Here is a 22,796-nt window from a genome sequence, read left to right as displayed (position 1 = left end):
TCACTTTTTAACTTATCAACTACTCATCCCCATCCGCGCTTTCCCCCCGGTGCTGCAGCGGCAGATCAATACTTTCGCCATCTTTACAGAATAGGGAAATAATGGTACTTCCGTTTTTAACGATTGAAGTTACCAGGGCCGGCACCTGTTGGGTATTATACCACTCGCCTTTGACGGTAAGCGTAATGACCCGGCCTTTTGCCCAGGCATTGGTGATGCTGTCCGGCATGTGCGACATGTTATGATTCCACCTGGCCTGCCCAATATCCGGACCCGCAACGGTGAGCAGCAAGCGGTCCTTTGTTTCTTTGAACTGCGCGAGTACCGGCGCATCTGCTTTCAGGAGCTGGCCCCCCTTCAGTAGTCCATTCGGTTCAAACACAGCATAGCCCGTAATCCCGGAGGCCTTGTGCAAAATGCTATGGGCTACATTATCTTTTTGCAATACCGTATATGTTTTGGATTGCAGGTAGCGCTCAGGGTTTTTGCTATGCAGCAGTATCTCATATTCATAGCCACCGTTGGTGGGATGTGGGCCGTGATCTAACCATGCTTTCAGGTAAGTACCTTCTACCGGGCTATAGCTGGCATTTTTCCATTGATAAGATTGCTGCGGCGCCACCACCCAACGGAGCTGTTGTCCTTTGGGTATGATGTATTGCAAACCATTTTGGTCTGTAAAATATCCTCCGTCTGCCTTTTGCACCACCGCCGCTTTTTGTGCAATGGGTTTGCCGTTAAAATAATTGTTTCCTTTTTCATCAGCACGGTACTGCAATAAAGTAGTTACCGTTTTGTACCGGTTGTCATTGTTGCGGATGCCCGAGCCCAGGCAAATGATCTCATCCCCGATAAAAAACCAGGTTTTCTTCGCGCGAAAACTATTGTCAAACAGCGACCGGTCGGTATCCGGAAAAACATCATCCCGCAGATCCAGGGCAAAAAGCCCGTTGGTTCCCTGTTTCAGCCCGCTGGCTACCACGCTCTCCGAAAAATTCCGGTGCTTGCCTTCCACATATTTTGGATCCGCTTTTGGATAATACAATACTTTATCTGCGGGTAATTTTTTAGTGGTTGCTCCCGGCAACATCGACCAGTCGAACCCCTCGTTCAGCTCCATTCCCATTCCATCAAAACCTTCTTTTTCATTGCCCTGCGCGGTTATCAACATGCCATGACTCAGGTAGCGGCCCAGGTTATTTTCGCCTTTTCCCGCTTCATAATCCCAAACATATTTGTTGTAGCCTTTTACGGTGGCAAAAGCATCGCCCCGGCGATACGCCAGCAAGCCGGAATAAGGCATTACGGTTACCCCATCAGCAGGCTTATGTTGCACATTTCCCATCTGGTTGTGCAGGCGCACCATCAGGTTCAGCGTGCCATAGGTGCCGGAATACGTAAGCGCCGGAAGCAACATTTTGTTGAGCGCTTCTGGCTGCGCGATGCTATAAATATAATTATACAGCGCCGCCAGTTCCGGATCGCGGGTACTGTCTCCGGACAGGCTCATGTATGCAAAAGCGGGCATGCTGTTACCATCGATAGAACTGTTATTCAGCGGAAAGCGGCCGCTTACTCCGTAATGGATCTGCGCGCCAAAAGCAATAGCCGCCTGTTGTTTCAATGCTGCTGTCAGATTATGGGTCGCCGTCGCGTTCATGGCGTATTGTGTTCCCTCCAATAGCCAATGGATCAATGCCATCGTATTGAGTGCATTGGTTCCATAAGCATTCAGGTAGGTCCCCCGGTGGTGGTAAATAGAATAATCCGGTTTAAAGGTATCGCTATAGCCGGGTGCAAAACCGGCTACATAATCCATATACTCTTTAAACTGCTCCAGTAGTTGCTGCTTGCGCGCATCATCCTCCATCAGCAAAATGGTGATCAGCTTTACCAAAGCGCCTCCGCGTACTTTATCAGAGTTTTCGCCCCGTGTTGCATCCAGTTCCAGCAAGGCGCCCATGCGGGTATGCCAGAGTAGCATGTCCAGCTCCGGCTTTAATTTGTGCTGCTTCTTTAATTCATCCCGCATCAGGAAAATGGCCGTGGCAATGGGCGTTAAGCGGATCACGTGATCCACTGTTCCCAATGCACTTCCTGCCGCCCATCCCTGGTCCAGGAAATAATCCAGCGCTGTTAACACCCGTTCTTTTGACTGTTCTGTTCTGTTCAGCCGATAATCGACCGCCAGAGGAAACAGTAAGTTTTGCGCCACATTATCAAATACCTGTCCTTCCGGTGCCGGGTGCTCATCGCGTATGGCGAATAACGGCGCTCCGTTTACGGTACCCTTTACTTTTTTTATCTCCAACTGCTCATATAATTTGTTGGCAGCTTTTAGTTTTGATTGCATCACACTCTCAATACCCGTATTGCGCTGCTTCCAGTCTGCCGTCTGATCACCCAGTATCAGGAACTCCAGGCGGGACGCGATCTTTTTACCTGTTTCGGCAACAGCAGCCACATCCGTTTTTTCATTAAATGTAGCCGATTGAAAGGCCCGGAAGGGTTTTAAAATTTCATACCCGTCGGCGGACCGCAGGTTGTGTTTTTTATTTTCAAACTGAAGATCTGAATTTCTTTTATTGGATACAAAACGGAGCAGCGTCAGGTGATCGATAAATAATTTTCCTTCCTGCTGTGGTACATTTTTTGGCAATACTACCAGGGCCTGCAGGTCATCGCTGCCTTTATAGCCCCGTATTTTTGCATCTTCCTCAAAGCAAACCCAAACCGTACGCCACCCTGAAAAATCAAGATTTACCGCGAACCGGTATTTAGGCGACTGGCGTGCCGCAGCTACACTGCTTCCCGCCTGAAAAACCAACTGACCGGAAACTGGTTTTTCCTGGTACAGCCAGATCTTCATCCCACCAAACCTACCTTTGGGATAAAACGAGGGCTCATAAATTTCAGGGATGCCACCCGGGTAAACAGCTCCCGCTTCCTTCAGGCCTTTAACTCCGGCAACTTCCAATGCGGCATCCTTTTTCCAGTTCCAGCAAAGCGAACGCTGTCCGTCTTTGTAATGCGCGATTGAAAAAGACAAACTGCTGTTTTGTGCTGTCCATCCTTCCCGTTCCGCGTCCGTTTCAAAACCGTATTGTCCGGTAATAATCTTAGTTGCGGCTGTTTCTTGTTCCTGCGCCTTTAGCTGTGAGCAGGCTAACATTGCAAGCGCAAACCATACGTTTACTTTTTTATTCATGTTATAACGCCTTATTAAAAATAGTTTCCGCCTCCCCATCCTTATACTGACGGATCTGTTCCAGCAACTGCTTTTTGAGCAATGCTACAACGGGGGCCATCTTTGGATCATTATAAATGTTTTTTAACTCATGTGGGTCCTGCTGCAGATCAAGCAATTCCCAGCTTTCTACTTTGCCATAAAAGCGGATAAGCTTGTAGCGTTTGGTCTTAATGCCAAAATGCGGCGACACCGAATGTTCCCCGTTCTCATAGTAATGATAGTACAGGGCGTTGCGGGAAGCATATTTTTTGTTCTGCAGCAATGGTAAAAAAGAAATCCCCTGCATCCGCTCCGGAACACCAGCACCGGCCAATTCAATAAAAGTAGGCGCCAGGTCGATATTCATTATATAATCACTGATGACCCTGCCGGGTTGGATCACACCCGGGTAGCGCATCACCATGGGCGTCCGGAAAGATTCTTCATACATAAAACGTTTATCGAACCAGCCATGCTCGCCCATATAAAATCCCTGGTCCGACATATAGATCACCACTGTATTTTTTGAGAGGCCTTTTTTGTCGAGATAATCCAGGGTTTTGTTGATATTCCGGTCCAGCGATGCAGCCGTCGCCAGGTAGTCCTTCATATACCGTTGAAACTTCCATTCGGTAAGCGCTTTCCCTTTCGGCGCTTTTGCATCAAGATCCGCCTTTACTTTAGCATAATAAGCAAACCATTTTTGCTTTTGCTCCGGCGTCATCCGTTTTACGCTGTTTTCAATTGCTGCTGAATCGCCTGGTTCATAAATCTTCAGATCATGCAGCATGCGCATGGTTTTGGCAATGGTCATGTCCTGCACTGCAGCGGCTTTACGCGTACTGTAATCATCATAAAAATCATGGGGCAATTCAAAATTTATATTGTCATACCGACCCAGGTCCTCCAAAGCAGGCATCCAGGTACGGTGGGTGGCTTTATGCCCAATGACCAGACAAAAGGGTTTTGAAGCATCCCGGTGTTGCAGCCAGTCTTCCGCAACATCGGTAATAACATCTGTTACATAACCATTATACCGCCGGGTATGGTTGCCGGTTTGGATAAAATCCGGATTATAATACTGCCCCTGCCCGGGAAGGATGCTGTAATAATCGAAGCCCTGCGGGATGCTGTCGCCCAGGTGCATTTTACCGATCCACGCCGTTTGATAACCCGCGCCCTGTAATACCTTGGCAAAACTGCCCTGGTTAAAATTAAAATTGAAATTTACGTTATCCTTAAAGCCATTTATATTGCTGTAGGTGCCTGTTAGGATGCTGGCCCTGCTGGGTCCGCAAAGGGAATTGGTTACATAGGCATTACTAAACAAAGCCCCTTCCCTTGCCAGCCGGTCGATGCCGGGCGTTTGAATCTGTTTGTTGCCATAGGCACTGATGGCCTGGAAGGCGTGATCATCGGAAATGATCAACACAATATTGGGGCGCTGCGCCTGCAGGATGCTGGTAAGCAGCACCAGCAATAAAGCAAGTGGTAATTTTTTCTTCATTTGGGTTGACATTTTTATTCGTTTCATTTTTTGTGTTAAGTATAAGGTCATTTCAATTGAAGACCTCACTTTTATATAGCGAGATTTCTCCGCTCACTACACTGCGTTCCGTTCGGTCGAAATGACGGCCAATCAGGTTACTTGCCATTCAAGAACTTGATTTGTACAGATCATTTTTCATTTAACCATTTACATAAACACTCTATTCCACTAACTATCGCTGCTGCTGACTATATCCTGCCAGGTTATACACTACCGGTGTGGTGCTGCTGCCCACGCGGTAGATCCCGAACTTGAAGTAATAGCCGCTTTCATCGTTTCGGCCGATGGCAATGGTCTGATTGTTCACAATGTGTTCGTTACTATTCTTCTTCTCTTTTTGATACTGCATCACCACGTCCAGTTTACCCCGCCGCTCTATTTTATTATTCGCACCACCGTATGTGGACCAGTCTATCGCAACTGTAAATGTCACCCAGGTATTTTTGGGAAATGTATCAAAAGCGCTTTTATAAGCAATGGTGGAAATTTTATATTCAGAACGTACTGGCTGCATGATCGCATCTTTTGACGGGTTAGCTAATGTACGGTCCGTTTTATCGGTCATCCATTTGCTATCAGAATTAGCTTTTATATAAAACATATTGTTGGAGAACCCAAAAGCCAGCGGAGGGTAGCCGCCCTGCTCAATTTTCCAGCCATTCTTTTTACCGGCTTTAAAACTCTCTTTGCTGTTCTTGTTTATACTTTTTATTTTTTCGTGGCCCAGGTCTTTTGCAAACACCATGCTATCACTTAATTTAACAAACTGCTCTGGTGTCAGTTGCATGATTTTTCCGGAGGGATCCTGTACCAGGGTACGGGAGGGCATGCCATGCCATTGCGCAAAAATGGTATTTACATCTGCCGGCAGCGCAGCAGGTACATAAACAGAAAAAGTATAGGTCCATTTTGAGCCCTGTTTACATTGCCCCTTTCCATGATCATACACCATTTTTAATACCTGGTCAGTGGCATAGGTGCCTGATGGCAGGCCCTTATAATCATCTGTAGTAGCATAACAGTAAGAAAGTTCGGCGCGGCCTTTGGTACTTCCTTCCTCATATCCTTCTAAAGAATTGTCCTCACCTTTTAATTCAAAACGGTAAGACGGTTTCCCGTTAAAAAGAAGTGCTGCATCTTTCTGAATGGAATAAGGCCGGTCGATGCCAACTGCTACCCAGGCACCATCTACAACATCCGCTTTGCGGGCAGTATCCGCCTGTATATTCACCCTGCCCGGAACAGGCTCCAGGTTTTGTTGTTGTGCAGCGGCGCTAACGCTGAATAATACCGGTAACAGCCCTGCCCAAACTTTTATCCTTTTCATATCCTCGTTTTATTTTTCGCGGGAAAAAATTTCCTTTAGCTTAATTGTTTTATTATTTACCAGTGGCTTTGCATAAACGGCAATAAAGAACAGGTAACCCAGCGTTACATAAAGAAACAATAGGGCGTAGCGAAGCCCAATGGCGTCCCCCAATGCTCCCACGATCAGCGGAACGAGGGCGCCGCCAAAAATGCCGGAACACAAAATGCCGGAAAAAGAGCCATGATGTTTGCGGATGGAATTCAGCGCCAGCGAGAATACTACAGAAAACATGACCGAAATGGTAAACCCTGCGGCCGGAAAGGCCCACAGGGAAAGTTCCTTGCTGCCGAACAGCGCCACGCTTAACACCACTGCAGATAATATACAGGCGATCTTCAATACCTTTTTTGAATCCCAAAGCTTTAGCACCACCAGCCCCAGCAAACAACCAATGGTCATCAATCCCCAGAACCATGCAACGGCGTTGGCGCCGCCTTTAGCGGGATCTACCTCGTGGTAGCGTTTTAAAAATTCCGACATCCAGTTTGCGAGCGATTGCTCTGTACCTACATATGCTATTATGCCCAGGAAGAATAACCATACATCGCCCTTTCCCAATAACTCCAGGTACACAGAAATGGCCCCGGATTTTTCATCCTCCTTTAACTCCACTGCCGGCATCTTAATCAGCGCCAGCAATACCAGCATCAATACGAAAATGAAACTGAACAACCAGTACAGCGCCGTCCAATGCAGCCCGTTTTTCACTAATCCTCCCAATAAACTGACTATCGGATTAGCAACGGGTTGTGTGGCCAACTCTTTCATCAGGTAGGTAAATACAAACGGACTTACAAATGAGGCCAACCCAAATACCAACTGTCCCATCACTGAAAAAAAAGCAAAATTTTCTTCACCCCCCGCGGTGCGCATCAACGGGTTGATGATCACCTGCAACATCGCCATCCCTGCACCGATGATAAACAGCGATGCCAATGCCATACTGTACTGGGGATTAAATGCAAAGATCAATGCGCCACAAAAATTCAGTGCAAAAGCGATGAGCATTGATTTTTTTTCGCCCAGCCGCTCAATCATCATTCCTGCCGGGACCGAAAGTATTCCATAGGCCAAAAAAAAGGAAAATGGCAGAAAGGCCGCCATAGTAAGACTTAGGTGATAGGTTTCAATAATAATGGGCATCAACGGACCCAGTATGTTTGTTACAAAAGAAATAACAAACCAGATCAAAAGGATCACACCTACTAAAAAATTATTCCGCTGCTGCATTAATTATTCTTTGATTGATTACTTTGATACTGAAGTTGCCTGAACAGGCCCACTTGATGATCCGGCAGTATGACGAAATACTGTCGCAGCACAGCCCAATAAACCCGCTTTGTTGCCCAGGGCAGCCGCTGATAGGGTGGTGTACTCAGCAGCCGCGGGCATTGCTATTCGTTTTACCCGGGTTGCAATTTCCTCAATATAAAAATCTCCGGCCTCGCTGATACCGCCGCCAATGATCACTTTTTGTGGGCTGAACACATTAATAAAACCGGCAATACCCGTAGCCATATATTCAAAATGCCGGTTCATAGCCGATAGGGCAGACGGATCTTTTTGCAAGTAGGCTTCTACAATTTTTTTGCCGTCTATTGTTGTATCAGGATCATTTTTTAATGCCTTATAATCGTTGATCAACGCGGTTACCGAAGCGTAGGCTTCAAAGCAACCCCGGCCGCCGCAGCAACAGGGTACGCCACCCTGCTGCAAAACAATATGCCCCAGTTCTGTGCCCCGGTTTTTATAGCCTCCATATAATTCATTTCTCAGCACCAGGGCACCGCCAATTCCGGTACCCACCGTCAGAAAAACAATGTCGGTACATCCCTTTGCAGCCCCATAGGCCCATTCCCCTACACCCATCATATTGGCATCGTTATCCATAACTACGGTATAACCGGTCTGTTGCTGCACTATTTTCCCCAACGGCAGGTTTTCAAATCCCGGCAAATTATCGGCCCCGCCAATCACCACGTTCTCATCCACAATGCCCGGGAAGCCAATGCCCACGCCGCTTACAGCGCCCCCTGCCGCATCAGCACATTGCTTTATGGCGGCTATGATCGCTTCAATTATTGCATCCTCCGTTGTGGCATTATTGAGTGGATGCAGGAATGTATGCACAATCGTTCCGGCTGTACTCACAACGCCGCATTTCAGCGAGGAGCCACCCACGTCTATTCCTATGGCAAATTTTTCTTTCAATTAAGGTATGCGTTTCAGGGTCATTAAAAATATTTTTTGCCGGAAGCGAATAAAATAAACCAGCTCCGTTTTTCCGGCTACACCTCTATTTTAAATAATCATAGGCCGAGTCTAACTTAAAGCGTAGTTGCATTTCTTTGCTCGGTCGCGGTTTTTTATCTACATCACTAAAATACGGCGCTTTGTCCCAAATTGAAACATCCCCTCCAATGGCACGCGGATCTTTTGTTTCAACCAGGTAACCGGTCATTTTTTTCATCAGGTCGGCTTTTATGGTTGCATATTTTGGATCATTGGCCAGGTTGTTCAACTCGTAAGGATCCTTTTTGATATCGAATAATTCTATCTCCGGCCTTTTGCCCATGCCCATATTAAAGAACGGCTTTATTGCGGGGTTGGTTTTATGCTCCATGATGTAGTACTTGGTTTCGCCGGGCCAGTTCAACATGTAGGGGTCTATATCTCCGTAGAAAGGCGGATCACCCGCCGGCCACCTGTCTGGGTAAATATTATGTATCAATAGAAAGTCTTTGGTTCTGATGGCTCTGCCCGGATAGCCCAGTCCATGCTGCCTTACAAAAGCATGGCGCTCGCGCCCCAGCACCACAAAGTCCCTGTCCACGGCTTTGGTTGCAGGTTTTTCGTCAAGCACGGGCAGCAAACTTTTGCCCGTCATGGCAGCAGGTATGGTTACGCCTGCCAACTGGAGGATGGTTGGCGCAAGATCGTTAAGCGTTACCAAACCATCGGATACCGCTTTTTGTTTAAACTTACCGGGCCATGATATAATAAGGGGAACGTGGGTACCAAAATCATACAGGTTGGCCAGGCCGCGGGGCATTTGCCAGCCATTGTCGCTGCACACTACAACAACGGTATTATCCAGTTCACCGCTTTTCTTTAGTTCTGCCAAAGTTGCTCCCACCTGTTGATCAAACCGTTCCACTGCTGCATAGTAATCGGAAATATCGCCCCGTACTGAAGGCACATCCGGCAGGTATGCCGGCACTTTTACTTTATTAGAATCGATACCGGCCTGCGTGCCCGATCCCGGAACATACGGACGGTGCGGTTCGTGGCTGCACAGCCAATAACTCCAGGGGCTGCCTGCTTTTTTTTGCTGCATGAATTGCGCAAAACTTTCGTACGGGTTGCCGCCTGGATTGCGTTTGCGTCCGTTTGCCTCAAAGCTCCCCGGGCCCCATCCCTTGCCCTGAAAACCCACCTGGTACCCCGAGGCTTCGAGCAAATCGGGGTAAACCGTATCTTTTACCGGCAGTGTACCCCAGAGGTCGGCACCCTCTCCCAATCGCCAGTTATCCTGGCCGGTAAGAAAACCTGCCCTGGATGGAGTGCAGGATGGCGAATTACAAAAAGCATTGGTAAAACGCACACCGTCTGCTGCCACCCTATCCATATTAGGTGTACGCACGGTACTATCCCCATAACAACCAACATGCTCAAAGAACTGGTTATCGGACATGATGATTAAAATGTTGGGACGCTTTTTTTCTTCTTTTTTTCCGGGTGCTTTACAACCACTTGCAAACAAAAGCAGCCCGGCGAAATAAAAGAGGTACCATTTTTTTATCATGATCAATTGATTTTATTATTGACATTGTTTAAGCCGGTTCTTAACCACAGAGGGAACAAAGATTTAACACGGAGCACACAGCGTTTTATTAATTAATGTACCACCTCTGTAATTGCTGAGTATTCTCGGTTTACGCTGTGGTTAAATTTAAAGGTCTAAACAAACACATTATCATTTTAATAACCGTTTACCAACCGGGATTTTGGCGGGTAATGGAACTGTTTACATCTTTTTCGTTTTGAGGATAAGGGAACAGCTCGTGCTTACCGGGCTTAAAGTTAGTATACGCGGGGTAAGGATACGTAGTTCTTATCGCCTGCGTTTTAGCATACGTATCTGCTATTTTGGTGCCCAGCAAATTCCAGCGTATCAGGTCGGAGCGGCGCATGCCTTCAAAACACAATTCTTTAGCCCGTTCTGAAACAAGGGTATCTAAAAATTGTTGTTTCGTTAACCCTGTGGGAATGTAAACCAGGTCTGTTGTGGGTTTGGCCACCAGGGACGCCGTTATGACAGCGCCCGTACCGCCACCGCCGGTTACCGTAACCGTGGGGGCAGAAGTGTACCCATAGCCCGGATTATTTACCGTCAACGCTGTTATTCTGTTACCGCTGCGTGTTGCAACGGCTACTGCCGCATAGTTGCCGCCGCCACCGCTCACCTGAAGTGTTGGGTTACTGGTATATCCCGTGCCTCCGTTGGTAATCGTAAAACTGATCGCGCTTCCTGCCATATCAAGACCATAAGCTCTTCTCCGTACCTGGTTGATGGCATCAAGTGCAGTAGTATTGGGCCCCTCGTTTAATTCATTTTCCACTTCTGCACGCATTAACAGCAGGTCGGAATAGCGCATCACCACGCAATTAATGTCGGTGCTGGTTTGTTCGGTTACAGAGTTGGTCTGATACTCGCGGCTCCATTTTCCGGGCGCCCAGTTTTGATCAGCCGTGCTGGATGTAGGATAGGTACGGCTTCCATCGGCAGCCACCGTATATCTCGCCACCGCAAAGTCTTTTCTAAAATCGCCCGCCTGGTAGCTTTCATAAAACGGCCGTACCGTAGCTTCTCTTAAATTAGTGGAGCTATATATTCCTTTTGCAGTTTGAGGAGCGTTCCAGAATCCAAAACGGGAGGAGTTGGGCTGGTCGCCGGCAGGATCCGCAACGGTATAAAGCGCTATTTGAAAAATGCTTTCGGTAAACTCCATATTATGTTTACACTGATTAATAAACACCTGCGGATAACTGGCATTCAGTTTATAGGGATTGGCAGCCATAATATCATTGATCTGGGTTTGCGCTATTGTATAGTAGTCCTTGTAGTTGGCAGGCCTTTTCATGGTACCGTCGGTTGCCAGGGAATAACCGCCGGCAAAAAGGCAAACCCGCGCCAGCATTGCCTTTGCGCCCCATTTGTTGATCCGCTCATCCGTTGGTACAGCCGCGGGCAACAGGTCCACTGCTTCTTTCATATCTTTTATAATCTGATCATAGATCACATACCGGTCTGTCAGCGTGCCTTTCAGGTTATCGCCTGCTTTGGATGAGGTGGTTTTAAAAGGCACGTCGCCCCATAAACGCACCAGTTCAGAATAATAAAACCCGCGCAAAAATTTAGCTTCGCCCAAATTACGATTCAATAATGCTTTTTGAGCATCAGTACCGGAGGTAAACAAGGCCATTTGCGGAATTTTTTCAATCACTACATTGGCCCGGTCAATTCCCTGGTATAATACGCTCCACGTGCTATAATAAATATCGGTTTCCGGGATGCCCAGGTAATGGGGGATTACGCGCCAGCTATCGACACTATTTCCCGAGATCTGGCTGATATCGTTATCGTTATCCAGCACCATCGGTACATACCACCCATAACCCGAAAAATTTGATACCGCGCCATATACCCCCAGGGTGGCCATATTCGCCTCGTCTGTATTACTAAAAAAATTATCGCTGGTAAAATAAGAATAGGCTTTTGTTTCCAGTGTTTTTTTGCAGGAACTTAATGCAAGCAACGAACCCGCTGCAAGCACCATCCATATAAAATTTTTTGATATAACTCTCATTGTATAAAATCTTTAAATAAATTATAAGGACAAATTAACACCAGCCACAAACGATCTTGCCCGTGGGTAGGCGCTGAAATCTACGCCCGGCGTAAGCGCGTTGTTCACCACACTTACTTCCGGATCGTACCCGGAGTATTTGGTAAATACATGCAGGTTATACCCTGTGATGTAGAACCGTACGTTGGAAATTTTCGCCCTCTTCAAAATAAGCTTTGGCAATGTATAGCCCAGGCTGATGGTGTTCAGCCTCAAAAACGATCCGTTCTCTACCAGGGTATTATACGGCCGGTCTGATACGATGCCAATATAAGAAGGAACCGTTTTCCCCTTATTCAACGCTTCCAGCGCTGCAGGATCGGTTACCCGCTGACCCGTGCCGTCAATCGTCATCCAGCGGTCCGCAAAGCGCGCCAAAGAGTTTTTATAATCCTGGCTTAACGCAGCATTGTTCAATACATTGGCATTATAAATATCATTGCCCACGGTAAAATTCACAAAGGCACTCAGATCAAATCCTTTGTAGGTAACCGTGTTATTAAAACCACCGGCATATTTGGGATTGGTGTTGCCAATTATCGTACGGTCTGCATCCGTTATTTTGCCATCCGGTGTTCCATCGGGTCCGCTTATATCTTTAAACTTCTGATAACCCGGCTGCACCGTGCGGTTGTCCTGAACCACCCCTGATTTTAAAGTGTATGTGCTGGTAGCGGCATTGTAATCAAAATCACTTACCTGGTATAAACCATCGGTCACGTAGCCATAGATCATTCCAACCGGCTGGCCTACCTGCAGTATAAAATCGTTAATGCTGGGATTGCTGTTATAGCCGGTATAGCTGGGCAATACCATAGAATTCTCGCCCTGGCTCAGTTCCAGCACTTTTGTTTTTGGAAACGATATGTTGAAACTGGAGTTCCAGCTAAAGTCTGTTTTTTTGATATTCACTGTATTCAACGTAAACTCCAGGCCCTTGCTTGAAGTGCTTCCGATGTTTTGGAACTGGGTTACAAAGCCCGAGCTGGATGGGATGCGGGTATTGTACAACAGGTTCCGGGAACGGTTATCATAAATTTCGGTCGTTAACGTTATTCTTTGATTCAAAAAGCCCATATCGATCCCTATGTTGCGGCCTTCCGTTGCCTCCCATTTCAAATTGGGATTGGGCAGATTATTTTCTGCTGCCGATATCACCACTGTATTGTTGAGGTTATAGGAGCCTGTACCATAGATACCTAAAGCCGCATAGTTGGCAATACGGTTATTTCCCGTTAAGCCATAGCCCAGGCGCAGTTTTAAATCGGAAAACAAAGAATTGTTTTTCATGAAATTTTCGTTGATGACCCTCCATGCAAACGCTGCTGAAGGGAAATAACCCCAGCGGTTGTTTGCGCCAAATTTGGAAGAACCATCTGCCCGCATGGTAGCGGTAAACAGGTACCTATCCTTATAACCATAATTGGCGCGGGCAAAATAAGAGAGTAATTTATCCTCTTCGGCATAGGAGGAAGGGGTGCCCAATACCGTACCTAACGACAGGTTGTCCCATCCGCTGTTTACAGACGGAAAGGCACTGGAACTGGCGCCAAAATCCTCATGATACGTATATTGATATTCCTGGCCGGCCATTACATCCACTTTATGGGCCTGCGCAAAAATCTTGCTGTAGGTAAGTGTATTGCTATAAGTGAAACGGGGATCTTTTGCCTGTGCAATACTGCCAAAGGGCCCGCCGCTGCGGATGGCCACAATAGACTCCTCTGTATTAAATTGCTTGTCTTTGGTGTCTTTAATGGTATAGCCTACTACCCCCCGGTAGGTAAGGTCTTTGGTCAATTTATATTGTGCCATTACATTGGCGTTCATTGTATTGATCACCCTTTGCCTTAGCCGTGAACGGGCGCCAATTACAGGGCTTTGAAAAGTGGGTGCCCCCCCGGGATTGTCAACAGGGTCTGTTTCATAATCGATCAGGGCGTCATCGTCCGTATTTCTGCCGGCCACCGGGCGGTACTGCAACAGGTTTTGCAATACGGAAAGGCGGGCATTTCCCCCTTCGGCAGGCGACAACCCTTCTATTTTCTGGTTGGTGTAGCTCACAATGGCATTCACTAAAAGCTTTTCGCCTACTTTTTGATTTACGGAAAGCTTACCAATATTTTTGGTAGAAGCACTGTTCAACATAATACCCTCGTCCTTGTTCCGTGAAAAGAACATGTTGATCTTTGTGTCCTTGCTTCCGCCGTTTATGCTCACTTTATGGTATTGATTGTACACTGTGTTACCAAACGTTTCCTTTTGCCAGTCTACACCGGGGCGGTTGCCATATAACAGTTGCAGCGAATCATAAGGGCCGTACTGGTTGGTAAACGCCGCCATGCGGGTGGCATCTCCCAGCGAACGCTCATAGTTCAGCAATAAATACTGATAGCCGTTCATTACGGGTATCTCTTTAGTTATATGCTTGGCGCCCACATAACCATCATAGTTCACCGATACTTTACCCACTTTGGTTTGCTTGGTAGTGATCAATACCACCCCATTACCACCCCGTGCACCATAAATTGCAATGGCAGAAGCGTCTTTCAATACATCCACGGTTTCAATATCCATTGGGTCCAGAAAGCCAAGGCCATCGGTCTGCGGTACCCCATCTATCACGTACAGCGGCTGATTGCTTTGCGATATGGAGGTTCCCCCGCGTATTTTAATTACCGGGTCGGCACCTGGCGAACCATCGTTCATGGTTACCTGCACACCAGCCAGCCGCCCCTGCAGGGCCTGCCCCACATTTTGTACCGGCACTTTTGCCAGCTCAGCGCCACTTACTGAGCTAACGGCCCCTGTAAGGTCCTTGCGTTTTTGCGTTCCATAACCGATCACCACTACCTGGTCCAGACTTTTGTCTTGTTCCTGCAGACTTACATCGATCTTCTGGCGGTTGTTAATGGCCACTTCTTTGGCCTCATAGCCAACGTGTGAAATAACTAATACGGCATTAGGAGCGGCCTGAATCGAGTACCGCCCATCCTTTGTTTGTACCGTACGGGCCGTGCCTTTTTCATTAATAGTGGCTCCGGTCAGCGGCTGACCCGATGCATCACTAACCATACCGCTTACTTTAATGGTTTGTGCCATTGCTGTTCCGGAAATTCCTGTCAGCAGCACTAATAAAACAAACGTTAACCTCATCGCAGTTTTAAATTTTAAACAGGGTGAAATGATCTTTCTGATTTGTAATTGGTGGGGTATCCTTATACCCGTTTGCAGCCTGCTCCTCAGAGCTCCGCAGTTTAATTGGTTTCTTATCATAACTAATGGCATAATCTGTATATTTTAGGACATTCTCGTTTATCATTTCAAATGGCAATTGCGCAATGCTGTTCTAAATCATTTCGGCAACAATCAAATAACTAATCCCGACCTGGCATTCAAAAACCCGACAAATTGTCGCGAGCATCTATTCCTGTAATAGCGTTCGCTTATGCTTCCATTTACAGGTCAGGGTTGAGCTGTTTTGACGATCATAAATATAGAACGACATTGCCGGGGCCTGTTTAAAAATGGATTTTTCTTTTTTCGATTTGGATTATTTTTCTCTCTTTTTTTGCCGTTTTAACCACAAGAATACTTTATATCATTGATTATCAGTAACATATTGTTTTATGAAAAACACTATGCCCCGTTTCTCCTATTTTACCACATTCCTTAATCCCAATAAATTTCATCCAGTTTTAAAATATTAAAATCAATATTGAAAGACCCTTCTTCTGTGCCGGCTTACTTTTATTCAAACTTTAAAAGCAGATGAAAAAACGATTCAATGCCATTATTACAGCATTTATCCTTTTAGCTTCGGTAGCAGCCCAGGCACAAGCCAGTACCTCTAAAGACTGGTTCCGCCATGCTATTATCACCATCCAGGAGCAACTGACCCGGGCTGCGGCGACCTATACACCCGGCCAGAATCCCCGCTCGGTAAATCCCAATGGGACGGTACGACTGGCTCCCAAAACCGACTGGACCACCGGTTTTTTTCCCGGTTCGCTTTGGTATGGATACGAATTAACCGGTAATAAAGATCTGGCGACGGCCGCCCAACGGTTTACGCTCGCCCTCGACTCCATCCGGTATGTAACCAAAACACACGACCTGGGCTTTATGCTCTATTGTTCCTACGGGAACGCCTGGCGCATTACGAAAGACAAAGAATACCTGCCCGTACTCAAAGAGGGCGCCGAGCATCTTTTTGAGCGCTTCAACCCCAAAACCGGGGTGATCCGCTCCTGGGATTTTGGCCCCTGGAAATACCCGGTGATCATTGATAATATGATGAACCTGGAATACCTGTACTGGGCGGGCGCTCAATTTAATAAGCAGCAGTATACGAATGCGGCTAACACGCATGCTCTCACTACAATGAAAAATCATTACAGAAAAGATTACAGTTCCTATCATGTGGTAGACTACGACCCGGCAACCGGTAAAGTCCTTAGCAAGGGAACGCACCAGGGCCTTACAGATGAATCTGCATGGGCCAGGGGGCAGGCCTGGGGTCTTTATGGCTATATTATGTGTTACAACAACAGCGCTAACCCGCAGTTTTTACAGCAGGCGCAGCATATTGCACAATTTATAATGACCCATCCGCGGATGCCGAAAAATAAAATTCCCGTTTGGGATTTTGATGTGCATAATGCGCTGGACCCTGATGGCCGCGCACCCCGTGACGCTTCGGCCGCTGCGGTAATTGCCTGCGGATTGCTGGATTTAAGTACCCGGGTGAAAGACGGAAAAAAATATGCAGATTATGCCGAAGAGATCCTGAAAAATCTTTCTTCCGATGATTTCCTGGCAAAACCCGGGGAGAATCATTTTTTCATCCTCAGGCATAGCGTGGGCGCCTTTTTATATAATTCTGAGGTGGACACACCCCTGGATTATGCCGACTATTATTATCTTGAAGCGTTGAAAAAATATGCCGCATTAAATAAAATTAAGTTGCCGCTACAATAGGCGCTCATTAATGTTGAGCTGTCTCACCAATAGCCGGGAAGGCGGTGAGGCGGTAATTGAAGAATAATACCTTCCCGCTTTTCCGGCTTACCGGCTTGCTAATAAACATTAAAATCATTTACGATGATCATAAAGAAGATATTACCCACTATTCTATTAATGGCGTTCTTTTACACCGGCAACACACAACAGCCGGCGCTTGATAAATCGGCCTTTGCCATCCTGAACCTGGATTATCCCGGACTGGAGCAGGTAAAAGCCGACGTGCAGGCGCAGCACTATGACGCCGCCGCAACCGCCCTGCTGGCGTATTACAAAAAGAAAAGCAACAAAAGGGAGCCGGATTTTAGTGCCGCTGAAGAAGATGTGGACCTGAACCGATCCATTGATAAAGCTACCCGCGCCGCAGCCGACAGCGCCTTGTTACACAAGTTCCAACCCCATAAGGGTTACGGCTTTTTTTATTACGGTAAGGACATTAACTGGCAATACTGGCCGGTGAAGGACAATGAAGTGCGCTGGCAGTTGCACCGGGTTAAATGGTGGCAATCGATGGCCCTGGTATACCGGGCTACAAAGGAAGAACGTTATGCAAAAGAATGGATATACCAGTTTACCGATTGGGCTAAAAAAAACGCAAAGGGCCTGTCTCAGGAGAATGATAAATACGCCTGGCGCCCGCTGGAGGTATCGGACCGTATTTTAAACCTGGCACCCACCTTCAATATATTTGTGCATTCGCCCAACTTCACCCCAGCGTTCCTGATGAAGTTCCTTAACAATTATCATGAACAGGCTGATTATTTGTCGGGCAACTATGCCGAACAGGGTAATCACCGTCTGTTTGAGGCACAGCGGGTGCTTTTTGCAGGGGTTTCCTTTCCGGAATTTAAAAGAGCCGAAGCCTGGAGAAACAGCGGCGTGGCGATCCTGAACGCTGAAATAAAAAAACAGGTATACCCGGACGGGGTGCAATGGGAGCTGTCGCCCAACTATCATGTGTCTATGATCAACACCTTCCTAAGCGCGCTTCGTTCCACGCAGCAGGCGGGTATGGACCAGGTTTTCCCGGCGAGTTATAAGGAAACCGTTGAGAAAATGATCCTTGCTACGATCAACTTTTCTTTCCCGGATTATACCTACCCGGTTTTCAGCGATGCCAAGCTGGTGGAAAAATCGGCTATGCTGAAGTCTTACACCAGTTGGGCCAAAGCCTTTCCCAACAATAAAGTGATCCAATATTATGCTACCGACGGCAAAAAAGGCAACCCACCCGCCTTTCTTTCACACGGCTTAACCACCTCCGGCTTTTACACTTTCCGGAACGGATGGAGCAATACTTCTACGGTTATGGTATTAAAAGCCAGCCCCCCGGGAGCCTTTCATGCCCAGCCGGATAACGGTACTTTTGAGCTGTGGATCAAAGGCCGCAATTTTACCCCGGATGCGGGTTGTTATGTATATGCCGGTGATTCCACGATCATGAAACTCCGTAACTGGTACCGGCAAACCCGCGTACATAGCACATTAACGCTGAACAATGAAAATATGGTGATCACCAAGGCGGCGCTGCAACAATGGAAAACAAGAAAAGATCTTGATATTCTTACGTACACTAACCCCAGCTACCCCGGCCTCAATCACCGGAGATCTGTGTTGTTTATTGACCAAAAGTATTTCCTGATCATCGACCGCGCCGCAGGAAAAGATCAGGGAACTGTTGGCGTCCATTTTCAGCTCAAAGAAAACAGCAATCCTGTTTTTAACGAACAGCAACACAGCGTATATACCACTTTCAGCGATGGCAATAACCTGCTGATCCGGAACCTGGATAAAGAGCCGGTTGTATTAAAAAAGGAGGAAGGAAAAGTATCCTACGCTTACCGCCAGGAATTAGAACGCCCTGCCTTTGTTTTTGAAAAAGCAAAAACATCGGATGCACCACAAACCTTCATTACCATCTTATATCCCTATAATGGTCAGAAAGCGCCGGAGATCACTTTAAAAGAAAACGCATCTAATAATTATGACGCAGGCACTCTCTCCCTTGTACTGACCGTTGACGGCAAACAGAAAGATATTACGGTAAGGTTAGTACAATAGAAAGATCTGTTTCCGGCATACGAAGTTGCCAAAGAAACTAATCAAAAAGGGAAGTCTATTGACCTCTCTTTTTTTTCTTAATTAGCTTTACCAGACAGCGTGATAATAAACCGGTATCAATTTTATTAAAATACTTGTGATGCTGATTGACTGATGGGGTATCGCTGCAGGATCAGCTTATAGGCCGAGCCGATGGCTCTCTACTTTTAGTTGCGCGCTTTTAACAAGAAACTAAAGTTCCTTGTTAACCCATTAAACCGAAGCTACGCCTCTTCAACGTTCACTGACTGGAGGTTTCAACTAGTTTAATCATGTGCTCAATGTGACAGAAAGCCAGAGGCTTGCATTCTTCAGGTAACTTCGGAATAAATTCCGAAGTAATGAGCCAAATATAGGGAATTGAGTGCCATCGGCACGATCCATTTCGAAAGCAACGCCAGGCCTGCTATTGCTCTTAGCTAACGAGCACCCCGCCTGCTTTGATCACAATGAAGGAGAATCCATAAGCCCATTATGATAATTTTGATACCGGTTCATTATGAATGGTTGTTCCACGCTTATCCGGCACACCTCGTGCCGGTTTCCCGCGTTACCCATTTTTACCGGACGAAACACCCACTACATAAAGCTCATACGCCCTTGTTGCATTATTGTCTTTTGCAACTTATTTAAAAGCCGACTGATTTTCGTGAGCCGCTCAATCAATATATGGAAAAACGCCCATCATTCTCCTGAACCGATTTATGCTTCTACCCCCCTGTATCGTATTTTCTCCATAAGAGTTAATTTTTAGGGCTTTTCATAAATAAATCAGCCAGCTAAAATATCGCCTGCAAGTAATAATTTACCTCCTTTTAATTTAGGATAGCGATTATTGTGGGTGGAGATTTATGTACAAAATAAAACAAAATGAAAAAGAACCCTTCCCGCAAACAAAAACGCCGTAAACTTCAGCCGAAATTAAAATGGCAAACCAGCGCCTACAATTGCCCTGTTAATTTTAATTTCATTCCTCTGTATCAATTTTTGTTATTATGTACGCTTGCTGAAGTTACACGGGAACATATTGTAATAAATTTAATGGCTAACCTGGCTTTGTTTTATGACTCCTTATCCATACTCCGTAAACTTAGCCTATAAAATGAGCGACCATAAAGGGTCTAAATCAGCTACTACATAAAAATCCCATCTACTCCAATTGAGGCAGTGGTACAATTTTTAATCCCCTAAAATCATCATTAAATTTCGTATTTTCAACGTTAATACTATTGCATTATGAAAGCTGTCGAGTGGCGGTTGCCGCAGGAAATTGATAAGTCATTTATTCTGTTTGAAGAAAAGGGAACTTACTTTGTCTATCCCTGGCATTACCATCCCGAGTACGAACTTGTATTGATCACTAAAAGCACAGGCAGAAGAATGGTGGGTGATCATATCGGATATTTCCAGGAGGGAGACCTGGTACTGATGGGACCTGCACTGCCACATGTTTGGGTAAATGACGATGTATATGTAAAAGGGGAGGCATCCACTCCCGCTGAAGCCATTGTTGTTCAGTTTGTGCCCGAATTTCTCGGTCAGCATTTTTTGAATATCCCTGAAATAGAGCCCTTCCGGAAAATTTTACTGAAGTCCAAGCGCGGACTGGCCATCCGGGGAAAGGCTTGTAAAATGATCACTTCCCTAATGATTAAAATGCGGGGGCAGAACGGGTTGCAGCGCCTGGCCTCTCTCCTCACCATATTTGATATTTTGTCTGGCACAAGGGATTATGAATTATTGGCGAGCCCTACCTATGAGCAATCCATACAAGCCACCGATTACTCCGATAGGTTCAGCAAGATAACGGACTATATCATGCGCAACTTCAATAATGATATAGCGCTTCACGAAATTGCAGGAGTGGCGAATATGGGCGTGACTGCTTTTTGTAATTTTTTTAAACAACACCACAAGGCCACGTTCGTAGAATATTTAAATATTGTGCGGATTGGCCATGCCTGTAAATTGCTGGGAGAAAAAAATTTCAATGTAGTTGAAATAGCCTATGAATGCGGCTATAATACGCTGGCTAACTTTAACAGGCAATTCAAAAAAATTAAAAGCATGACGCCTAGTGAATACCGTAAGACCTTGCATGTTTAAAGCCTATAGCTTAAATAGCCACCCAGAGATGTTTATTTAAGCCCGTCCTTTGCTTCCTTTAAAAGCTTCACCGCTGTTTCAACCAGCATTTCACCCCCACCGGGTTTGATTATTGAATTGGTGACCTCATAGCTCCCTTCTTTAAATGCTTTTATTGTTGGTATATAACTGATCCTGTCATTACATACCGTCATTACAATTGTATTTTCAAAAGGAGATCTTTTTTTAAGATCAAGCCCCAGTTCGGAAAAAATTTCGCCCGGAAGGCCTACGATCGCGGTCCGGGAATCTATCCTGAAAACCTGGACCTCTGCATCAACCGCCGGCTTCTGATCTTTTAAAGCCAGGTATTTACTCATTTCCACCCGCTTTAAAAAATCGCCCGATTCTCCTCCGGCATTTCTAATATAGGCGCCGGTTTGGCTAACCTTATAAAGATTGTTAATCAGCACATCCGCAGAATCGATCTGTGCACGGGAAGGGACCTGCAAGGGCACTAATATCTTAGATGAAAATGAAGCGAAGGATGGTTGGGTGATCCTCTTGAGTTCCGGTACAGCCTGAATTACAACCTGACCCAAGGTGCTGCCGATTTTTTGCGTGTTCGAATCACTATAGATCGGCTGATCTTTTTTAATGTCTACATCGTTTATATCACCGGCAGGGCCAAGAGAAAATGCAGAAAAGAATTGCTGGCCAAACTTTTTTTTGAGGGTTTGTTCCAGGTAATAAGGATAATCTGCGCTCATTTTCGTACCGCCTATGCAGTCCGCATGCATGGCAAAAACCGTCAGCCCCCCCATATAGTCTTTTGATCCGGCATTACGCAACAGCAGTATTCCAACTTCCGGATCAATGGGGCCTGCCGGGCCAACAATATCGGGATTCAGCGGCCCCGGGTTAAAAAGGACCGTTCCGTTTTTCATATAATAGCGGCGGTTGAAAGAAAGTCCATCCTCCCGGCCAACACCTGCTTCGATCGAAATGGGCATAACGCTTTCGTTTGCTTTTACAACCGCTTTTTCAATTTGATGGATCAAAAAATCAGGATAGTCAGCTTTCTCATGCTCATCTACTCCATCGTCCGCAATTGCTTTATTATGAAAATAGGTATGCTGAAAACCATAAAATAAAGGTCCCGTATGACTATGCGTTGCTGCAACCAGGATATTTTGAAGCGGAATTTCGGTTGCGGTGCTTGCCAGTTTTCGCGCCTGTGTGCTGATATCCCGCGTTATGCCGATCAGGTCACAGAAAACAAAGGCGAACTTTTGATTTCCCTGTTCCAGTACGATCGCTTTTGCCCAGATCGAATCGTGAACCCCTGTGGAAAATGCTTCATAAAAATGTCCGGCCAGCCGGGCGCCAACGGGAGGTGTAATATTCATTAAGGCCACGCCTCCTTTTAGCTTTTCCGGATGCTGGTCTTTACAGGAAATGGCAAGTGTGACTATTAAGCATAGCAGCAAGCCCAAAGATTTTGTTACGTACTTCATGTCTTTAAAATTATAC

At 46.3% G+C, this 22,796-nt stretch carries 12 protein-coding genes; 3 read left to right on the top strand and 9 right to left on the bottom strand.

Annotated elements, in window-relative coordinates:
* Window positions 1-19: 19 nt before the first annotated feature.
* From NIASO_RS14560 to NIASO_RS14525, 8 genes are all read right to left on the bottom strand, one after another.
* A complete protein-coding gene (locus NIASO_RS14560; RefSeq protein WP_008587030.1) occupies window positions 20-3,208 on the bottom strand; it encodes a chondroitinase family polysaccharide lyase in 3,189 nt (1,062 codons plus the stop codon).
* Window position 3,209: 1 nt separating this feature from the next.
* Window positions 3,210-4,763, bottom strand: coding sequence for a sulfatase family protein (locus tag NIASO_RS14555; RefSeq protein ID WP_245605190.1), 1,554 nt, complete (start codon window positions 4,761-4,763; stop codon window positions 3,210-3,212).
* 187 nt (window positions 4,764-4,950) lie between these two features.
* Window positions 4,951-6,105: a heparin lyase I family protein gene (locus NIASO_RS14550; RefSeq protein ID WP_008587026.1), complete on the bottom strand. Its 1,155-nt coding sequence runs from the start codon at window positions 6,103-6,105 to the stop codon at window positions 4,951-4,953.
* Between the two features lie 9 nt (window positions 6,106-6,114).
* Complete coding sequence (locus NIASO_RS14545) at window positions 6,115-7,377, bottom strand: MFS transporter (RefSeq protein WP_008587024.1); 1,263 nt, start codon at window positions 7,375-7,377, stop codon at window positions 6,115-6,117.
* 18 nt (window positions 7,378-7,395) lie between these two features.
* Window positions 7,396-8,358 carry an ROK family protein gene (locus NIASO_RS14540; protein WP_008587022.1) on the bottom strand — a complete coding sequence of 321 codons (963 nt, stop codon included), beginning with the start codon at window positions 8,356-8,358 and terminating at the stop codon, window positions 7,396-7,398.
* A gap of 85 nt (window positions 8,359-8,443) precedes the next feature.
* Complete coding sequence (locus tag NIASO_RS14535) at window positions 8,444-9,952, bottom strand: sulfatase-like hydrolase/transferase (RefSeq protein WP_008587020.1); 1,509 nt, start codon at window positions 9,950-9,952, stop codon at window positions 8,444-8,446.
* Between the two features lie 187 nt (window positions 9,953-10,139).
* A complete protein-coding gene (locus NIASO_RS14530; protein WP_008587018.1) occupies window positions 10,140-12,017 on the bottom strand; it encodes a RagB/SusD family nutrient uptake outer membrane protein in 1,878 nt (625 codons plus the stop codon).
* 21 nt (window positions 12,018-12,038) lie between these two features.
* Window positions 12,039-15,212 (bottom strand): SusC/RagA family TonB-linked outer membrane protein, encoded by a 3,174-nt coding sequence (locus NIASO_RS14525; RefSeq protein WP_008587016.1) that lies wholly within the window; start codon window positions 15,210-15,212, stop codon window positions 12,039-12,041.
* Window positions 15,213-15,827: 615 nt separating this feature from the next.
* Between NIASO_RS14525 and NIASO_RS14520 the strand changes: the two genes are divergently transcribed.
* From NIASO_RS14520 to NIASO_RS14505, 3 genes are all read left to right on the top strand, one after another.
* A complete protein-coding gene (locus NIASO_RS14520; protein WP_008587014.1) occupies window positions 15,828-17,036 on the top strand; it encodes a glycoside hydrolase family 88 protein in 1,209 nt (402 codons plus the stop codon).
* A gap of 123 nt (window positions 17,037-17,159) precedes the next feature.
* The gene (gene hepC, locus NIASO_RS14515) at window positions 17,160-19,139 is read left to right on the top strand and encodes a heparin-sulfate lyase HepC (protein ID WP_008587010.1); all 1,980 of its coding nucleotides are present in this window, start codon (window positions 17,160-17,162) and stop codon (window positions 19,137-19,139) included.
* Window positions 19,140-20,414: 1,275 nt separating this feature from the next.
* Entirely contained in the window at window positions 20,415-21,284 is an 870-nt protein-coding gene (locus tag NIASO_RS14505) for an AraC family transcriptional regulator (RefSeq protein ID WP_008587006.1), read from the top strand.
* A 32-nt stretch (window positions 21,285-21,316) separates the two neighbouring features.
* Here NIASO_RS14505 and NIASO_RS14500 read toward each other — a convergent pair whose 3' ends face one another.
* A complete protein-coding gene (locus NIASO_RS14500; protein WP_008587005.1) occupies window positions 21,317-22,780 on the bottom strand; it encodes a neutral/alkaline non-lysosomal ceramidase N-terminal domain-containing protein in 1,464 nt (487 codons plus the stop codon).
* Window positions 22,781-22,796 lie beyond the last annotated feature (16 nt).

This window comes from Niabella soli DSM 19437 (assembly GCF_000243115.2).
GTDB lineage: Bacteria > Bacteroidota > Bacteroidia > Chitinophagales > Chitinophagaceae > Niabella > Niabella soli.
This window is presented reverse-complemented; position numbering and strand designations above follow the sequence as displayed.